Source organism: Sphingomonas sp. PR090111-T3T-6A, assembly GCF_000383095.1.
Lineage (GTDB): Bacteria > Pseudomonadota > Alphaproteobacteria > Sphingomonadales > Sphingomonadaceae > Solisphingomonas.
Genome location: NZ_AORL01000008.1, coordinates 21,685 through 28,684 on the forward strand (window position 1 = coordinate 21,685; position 7,000 = coordinate 28,684).

Here is a 7,000-nt window from a genome sequence, read left to right on the forward strand (position 1 = left end):
CCCGGCATAGCGCCAAGTCAGGCGCGACGCATCTCTTCTACGAAGGCCGCGACGCGCCGGGTGAGGCGGGCCGCCGCTTGCGTGAGGCCGGTCGCGGTGTGCTGCATCTCGATCGAGCCGACCGCGGCGTCCTGCGTGCTGCGGCTGATCTGGCCGATATTGTCGCGGATCTCGGCGCTGGCGGTGGCGGCCTGCCCCGCGCCTTCCGCGATGCCGAGCGTCACCGCCTGCTGCGCCGCGACCGTCTCCTCCACCGACTGGGCGATGGCGTCGACCGTGGCGATCACCGATTCGATGCCGACATGGCCCACCGCGACCTCGCCGATCGCGGCATGGACTTCCGCGACGTGGCCGGCGACCTTCTCGGCGGCGACGCGGGTCTGGCTGGCGAGGCTGCGCACCTCGCTCGCCACCACCGCGAAGCCCCGGCCCGCCTCGCCGGCGCGTGCCGCCTCGATGGTGGCGTTGATGGCGAGCAGCCCGGTCTTGGAGACGAGGCTGCGGATCAGGGTCAGCACCGTCTCGATCGATCGCGCGGTCTCGACCAGCTCCGTGGCGCGCGCGGTGCCGGCGGCGACCTGCCCCACCGCCTCGCGGGCAGCGGCCTTGGCGCGCTCGGTGTCGAGGTGCAGCCGGTCGAGCGCGGTGGCGAGCGAGCGGCTGCGGTCCGCGACCATCGCCATGCTGTCGCCGGTCTGGACGGCGGCGCTGGCGACGGCGGAGGCGCGGGTGCCGATCTGCTGGGCGCGGTCGGCCGTGTCGTGGGCGCGGGTGTCGATCGAGAGGGCGAGGCCGCTCAGCGTCTCGACGAGGCCGGCGACCTCATTCTCGAACTGGGTGCTGGCGCGATCCACCCGGTCGAGCCGGTCGGCGCGGTGGCGGATGCGGTCCAGCTCGTGGCCGGCGGCGGCGCGGACCAGCGCCTGGTTGAAGATGACGCCATGCAGCCGGCCGTCGCGCGTCAGGATCATGCCCTCGCGCCCGCCGGCGGCGGCGTAGATCTCCAGCAGGTCGGGCAGGCTGGTCGCGATGTCGGCCATCGGGCAGGCCCGCACCCGGTCCTTCAGCGAGCCGCCGAACGCCGGATTGCTGAGCAGCGCATGGCCATAGGGGTTGAACAGGATGCGGCGCACCTCCTTCTCGAAGATCGCGCCGATCGGGCATCCGCCCTCATCGATGACCGGCAGCAGGCGGATGTCGGGATGCGCCTGGAACATCTCGATCGCGCTCGCGGTGGATGCGCGGATGGAGACGGCGAGCGATTCGCTGCCGGGCTCGCACAGGGCGGCCGCGGGGAAGGCGTCGGCAATCGGCGTGGAGAGCAGGGCGGTGGCCATGGCGCCGCTCTAGGCCCACACGGTAAACGCAGCCTTAGGATTTGATGACGGATACGTTACAACCTGGCAGATTCCTGCAAGGACGGCGAGGGGCGCGGCACCGGTGGCAGCCCCCCTCGCCTTCGCCGGATCAGAAGCCCTTCTTCACCGTCACGAACCACTGGCGCGGCGCGCCGGCCAGCAGGGTCTGGCTGTCGCCGCTGGCGGTGAAGCCGTTGGAGCCGATGGTGGAGATATATTTCTTGTCGGTGAGGTTGGTGACGCTCGCCTCGATGGAGAAGCCCTTGAGGAAGCCCGCGTCGCGGAAGGTGTAGCCGATCGAGGCGTCCACCAGCACACGGCTCGGCACCGATTCGTCGTTCAGATAGGTGAAGTAGCGCTTGGTCATGTAGTCGGCGCCGATGCGGCCCATGAACCGGCCATCGTCATAGACGACCTCGCCCTTGAGCATGTGCTTGGGCGTGTCGACCACGGTCTTCCCGTCGGTCGCCACCAGCACCTTGCCGGACGCGTCGAGCACGTCGTCGGCATATTGGCTGTGGGTGTAGGAGTAGCTGGCGAACACCGACAGCGGCTGGAAGATGCGATAGTTGGCGCTCAGCTCCGCGCCATAGGTGTGGACCGAGCCGACATTGTTGAGCGTCGCCGGATTGCCCTGGATGCCGGCGCCGTTGGAGAAGCTCAGCAGGCGGTTGGTGAAGTCGACATAATAGCCCACCGCCGAGGCCTGGAACGGCCCGGAGCGGAAGCGGACGCCGCCTTCATAGGTCTTGGAACGCTCGGGCTTCAGCGTGTTCTTGATCGCATCGAAGCCCGCCTGCGTGGTCGAGAACGGCCCCGTCGTCGCGGACGAGACGAAGGCGCGCATATTCTCGGTATAGTCCGCGAACAGCTCGGCCGAGGGCGTCAGATGGTAGACGATGCCCGCCTGCGGCTGGAACCAGTCCTTGGCGTCGATGCGGCCGCCGGCGAGCGTCTGCACCGTGCCCGGCTGCATGTTGGCGCTGTTGATGACGTGTGTGCCCTTCCAGCCGCCGTTCAGCGCGAGCTTGTCGTCGAGCAGCTTGATCGTGTCCTCGACATGATATTGCACCGTCTCGGTGTCGTACTTGCCTGCCCAGTCGGTCTGGAAGGGATTGTCCTGGAACTGGAGCGTCGGGCGGTTGGGCTCGGCGGTGTCGGTCATGCCGTAATAGCGGCGCGCCTGATCGAAGGTATTGCTCTCGTACCAGCCACCGACCTCGAGCGTGTTGATGCCCTTCTCCCAGCGCGCGTCGCTGATCACGCCGCCGCGATGGATGACATATTCGGTGGTGCGGAAGGAGAGCGGACCCGGATCGGTGATCGGGCTGCCATCCTGACCCGGCGCGCCGAGCGGGGTGGGGGTATAGGGCGTGATCCACGATCCCTGGCCCTTATTGTCGTGATAATAGCCCGTGGTCTTGAGGCTCAGCTCCGGCGTCAGGTGCGCGTCGAAGGTGACGCCGCCGAGATAATCCCGGCGCAGGCCGCCCGCGTCGTAATAGCCGTCGTCCACCGTGCCGACGCCGGCCGGAAAGACCGTCCCCGCGCCCGCCCACGGAAGCGGCGCACCGGCGGCCGCCGCCGCCTGATTCTGGAAGATCTTCCCGAGCTGCACCGCAAGCGCGTACTGGCCGGTGAGATTGTCGTCGCGCAGGCCGCGGCGCTTGATGATGTCGAGGCTCAGATCCTGATAGTCGGTCTCGCGGCGATCCGAGAAGTTCAGGAAGCCGGTGATGCTGCCGAGGTCGCCCAGATCCTTGACGATCTTGGCGTTGGCCTGATGCTGGCGCTGCGGGCCGTCGCCCTTCCACTTGGTGGTGTGGAGGAAGGCGTAGCTCACAGTGCCCTTGAGCCCGCCGCCCAGATCGCCCGAATCGAGGCGGACATAAGCGCGCTCGGTATCGTCGGCGCCATAGGTGCCCGATGCCTTGATGCCGGCGGTCTCGGCCGGCGCTTGCGAGGTGAACTGGATCGTGCCGCCGAGATTGCTGGTCGACGCCGTGCCGAGCGCGCCCGCGCCCTGCGCCACTTCGGTGCGGCCGACATTCTCGGAGATGATCGCGCGGCTGATGTGCAGGCCGTTGACGTTGCCATAGGTCATGTCGCCGAGCGGCACGTCGTCGAGCGTGAAGCCGAGCTGGTTCTGGTTGAAGCCGCGCAGCGAGATGCGCACCGCCCACTCATAGGCGCCGAACGGATCGGAGGCCTGGAAATTGACGCCCGGCAGCTTCTCGATCGCCTTCAAGGGGCTGGAGCCCGGCGTCATGCGCGCGATATCGATGTCGGTGACGCTCTGCACCTGGCGGCTGCGGCCGAAGCCGAGGACGACGATATCCTGCGCGTTGTCGCTCGCGGGCGCGGCATCGGCGGCGGTGGCCGCCGTGGAGTCCGACGACGCGGCGTCGGCCAGCAGTGGCGCTGGAATCAGTGCCGCGAAAGCGACGCCAGCAAGAAGATACGAAAAGCGATCCATGGTCCAGTTCCCCAACAGCCCGATAGACTGGGGGTGCATGGCCGTGCTGCATTGCGGCGTAGTGACGGTTCGGCGTCAGTTCGAGATGTGGCGCTAAAGGGCGTCAACGCCGCGCTTGGCGAGCCCGTCTCTATCGATTGCGCAGACGCATCAGGACCGCTCCAGGGAAGGCGTTGTAATTGCGCAATTCGCGGCGGCAGCCTCAATGGCTGAAACTACCTAAAGTTGCCCTATTATGGACGGTGGCACATTAAGGCCGCTCTCTATCGTTAAGCTGAGCCATATCGCTTGGTTGGGTGGATTCAGTCGAAGCAACCAGTAGGCTACCGCTCGCTTTTCGAACTCGCAGGACGTTCAGCCGAGCCGCTGAAGATGCGTCCACGGTATTCGGCGAGCCCACCGTTTTCAGGTCAAGGCAGGGTGAATGCCCTTTGGACGCCATCGACGGAATCTGAGCTGTTCAACTCCCAGCAGACGATCGGCATAGCTCCCCCAGTTCGGCGGTTCAGTTTAATCGCCTACTATACCGAGAGCCGCCGGGTAGCCCTTAACGAGCAGCTCAGATGTTGACCGTACGGCGCGGACGCTTGCTACGACTTTACCGTAAGCAATTTGGCGATTGCTTCCTCCAGCTTGGTGCGGACAATCTCGGAGCCAGAACGGACCTTCTCGTCAAGGGGTAGCCCCTTCAGCGTGCCGCTCGCGCGATTAAGCTGGAAGATGAGTGCAACCTTTTCCGCGTCTCCCAACGCGTGCTGGCGAACATCGATGAATGCCGGAATCTCACCGATGACTTCGATAGCATATTGACGGTGGCTTTCCTCAGAGATCATGTCCGACACCAATTCGATGGACGCGAGAATATGCTCGATACCTTCGACAGTCGAGGACGTGCTCACTATCTCTTCGAGCAAGTAAATGCTCAATGCTTGAGTGTCCAACTGAAAGGTCTTGAATCCAGCAATATCGCTTGCTCGCTTGTATCCCGTATTTAGGAACAGGCGAGCCTTCGATATATCGCCGATCCTTTTCATAAAAATCGCGTATTGCAGCCAGAAGAGCGGCTCATCGTTTACAGCCTTGTCATCAGACAAGCGTGCGTAGTGTTTATGCAAAAATTGATCTACGCCCGGATGAAACTTAAGCAAGTGTTTCAGCGTCGAGTCTTTCATTAATACGCTCGCAAGCGCGCGATGTACACGTTCGTGCCTGCGTCGTGTCGACGTGGTTGTGATCGTATAGCAGGCGTCGAGGATTTGTTTCGGCGGCAAGATTTTTTGAATGAGATATTCTGAGAGCAGCGCGGAACGCATCTCGACCCGATCGTCTGTCCCGCTCAGAAAATCGGCCCCCAGGCTGCCCGATTTTTCCAGCTCGGCATAGATGTCGCAGTCGGCGAGTTCCTGAAGATCGCTATCATCCAACTCCACGCCAGCCCATTTTATAAGCGATGCTAGCGCGAGAATCATGACCAGCGGACCAGAGGTCTGTCCAATGGACCCACGGATTTTCTCGCGAATTAGCGCATGATCGTAAAGTTGCATCACGATCTCCCGAATATCTCGGGCCTTTGTAAAGATATCGTCGAAGCCTTCTTTTCGTGCACCCGCGCGATCGAGAAGGTCGCGCAACTGATTTTTATCGTCGTCAGCGAAGAAATCGAGGTTGATCCGCTTTATCGGCTCCGGGAGCTTGTTCAAGACTTCGTGTCGGCGGACATCCTGCTGTCCCGAGCGGATCGTTACCGCGAACTTTGCGTTGGGGACACCCGCCGAAACGCGCTCGATATTATCGACGGCGGCGTCATAATCGTCGAAGATAATGAGTGCGCGACCTTCCTCGCGGATGACATCGAGGTCTTGCGCTAGTCGTTTACCTGCACGCCGCCACAAATAGCACTTGTAGCCTTCTTCACTTGCTGCGCGTGCCAAGATCGACGTGAAGATCGTTTTCCCATTTCCGAGCCTGGAATGGATCAACACCGTTTTGCTCGTCTGGAGAAAGGCAAGCGCGCTCTCGACGCTCTTACTGCGCCGCGTGACGTAACTGTCATCGCTTGTCGTGTTGAAGAACCTGCTCTGGCTAAAATTGCCAAATGTCACGAGATTGATGATCTCGATCGGCGTCGGATCAACAAGGGGCTTCGCGTCTATGCCTTGCTTCAGGAGTTTGAAAGACTGGAGCGATCGTGGGTCTCCGGGTTTGGAGGGTGGTGGAAGCTTTTTGGCAAGGGCCGCGAAGCCGTCGAAACCGATCGGTACGATCTCGCCATAGGGGGGCACTCGGTCGGCGAGTTGCTTCTTCGGGGGGTTGCGCGTGATGAAGTGCGTGTGGCGAGCGGAGGTCTCGCCTGACGCCATTAAGCCGGTGATATGATGATCGCCGAGGCTGAAGCCCATGAAATAGCAGGCATCGAAGGTGCGACGATCCCGCTGGAACTCGTAGAACCAGGTTGGATGATCACGAGTTATCATGTCATACGAATGGCTGTTGAGGATTAACTGTCTCTCGGAATTGTCCTCGGTCGCTTTCCGTATCGAGCCATGCAGGTACACCGCGAACGATGGTGGCAGAGATCGAGGCTTTTCCTCGTCAAAGGCGAAGATAGGGAATGTGCCACCTTTTACCAAGCTGACCATATCGTCGTAGTTCGTTGTATAAATGCGCGCCCATGGCAGGGAAATAATTTCCCTCTGATAATCCAAGACCGAAGAGACGGTGAACGTATTGTATAGAATTTCGTGTAGACTAGTGTCGAAACGATGCGAGAATTCGTCCGCGACAGATTTTAGGTCATGATCATTCGGATTTTCGTCGATTGCTTCAGCTAGACGCGCCAACAAGGATTCCCCTGCCGGGAGCTTCTCGTTCGCAATGTTGAAGGCACCTGCAGAAAAACCCGATCCGAGGAAGAGAATCGAATTCTTTGGATCTAACGTCTCGATCGGCACTGCTATCTCCTCACGTCGAAGCGGTGCTTAAAGTGCCGTTACGAGAGATGCGAGCCGTTTTTGATACGGTGGAGTCAGACCGATCCTCCGCGTCGGATTCACCTGAAATGAAGTTAGGCGGTCCGGAACCCGTCACATCCAGCGGGGCTGGCTATTATTTTAACGCCTGCTGTTGCCGAATGCGGTTGATCGCAACGGTCGTCGGGAATGGCAGC

General features: G+C 61.7%; 3 protein-coding genes. All 3 read right to left on the reverse strand.

Going from position 1 to position 7,000, the window contains the following annotated elements; genetic code table 11:
- Nucleotides 1-17: 17 nt before the first annotated feature.
- On the reverse strand, nucleotides 18-1,337 hold the full coding sequence (locus ST3T6A_RS0101775; protein ID WP_019831169.1) for a methyl-accepting chemotaxis protein: 1,320 nt from the start codon (nucleotides 1,335-1,337) through the stop codon (nucleotides 18-20).
- A 130-nt stretch (nucleotides 1,338-1,467) separates the two neighbouring features.
- Nucleotides 1,468-3,834: a TonB-dependent receptor gene (locus tag ST3T6A_RS0101780; RefSeq protein WP_019831170.1), complete on the reverse strand. Its 2,367-nt coding sequence runs from the start codon at nucleotides 3,832-3,834 to the stop codon at nucleotides 1,468-1,470.
- A gap of 590 nt (nucleotides 3,835-4,424) precedes the next feature.
- A complete protein-coding gene (locus ST3T6A_RS0101790; protein ID WP_026359345.1) occupies nucleotides 4,425-6,785 on the reverse strand; it encodes an SIR2 family protein in 2,361 nt (786 codons plus the stop codon).
- Nucleotides 6,786-7,000: the final 215 nt, after the last annotated feature.

Bases quoted from the DNA above. Each gene is read 5' to 3' on its own strand.
- ST3T6A_RS0101780 (WP_019831170.1), bottom strand. From the start codon at position 3,834: ATGGATCGCTTTTCGTATCTTCTTGCTGGCGTCGCTTTCGCGGCACTG.
- ST3T6A_RS0101775 (WP_019831169.1), bottom strand. From the start codon at position 1,337: ATGGCCACCGCCCTGCTCTCCACGCCGATTGCCGACGCCTTCCCCGCG.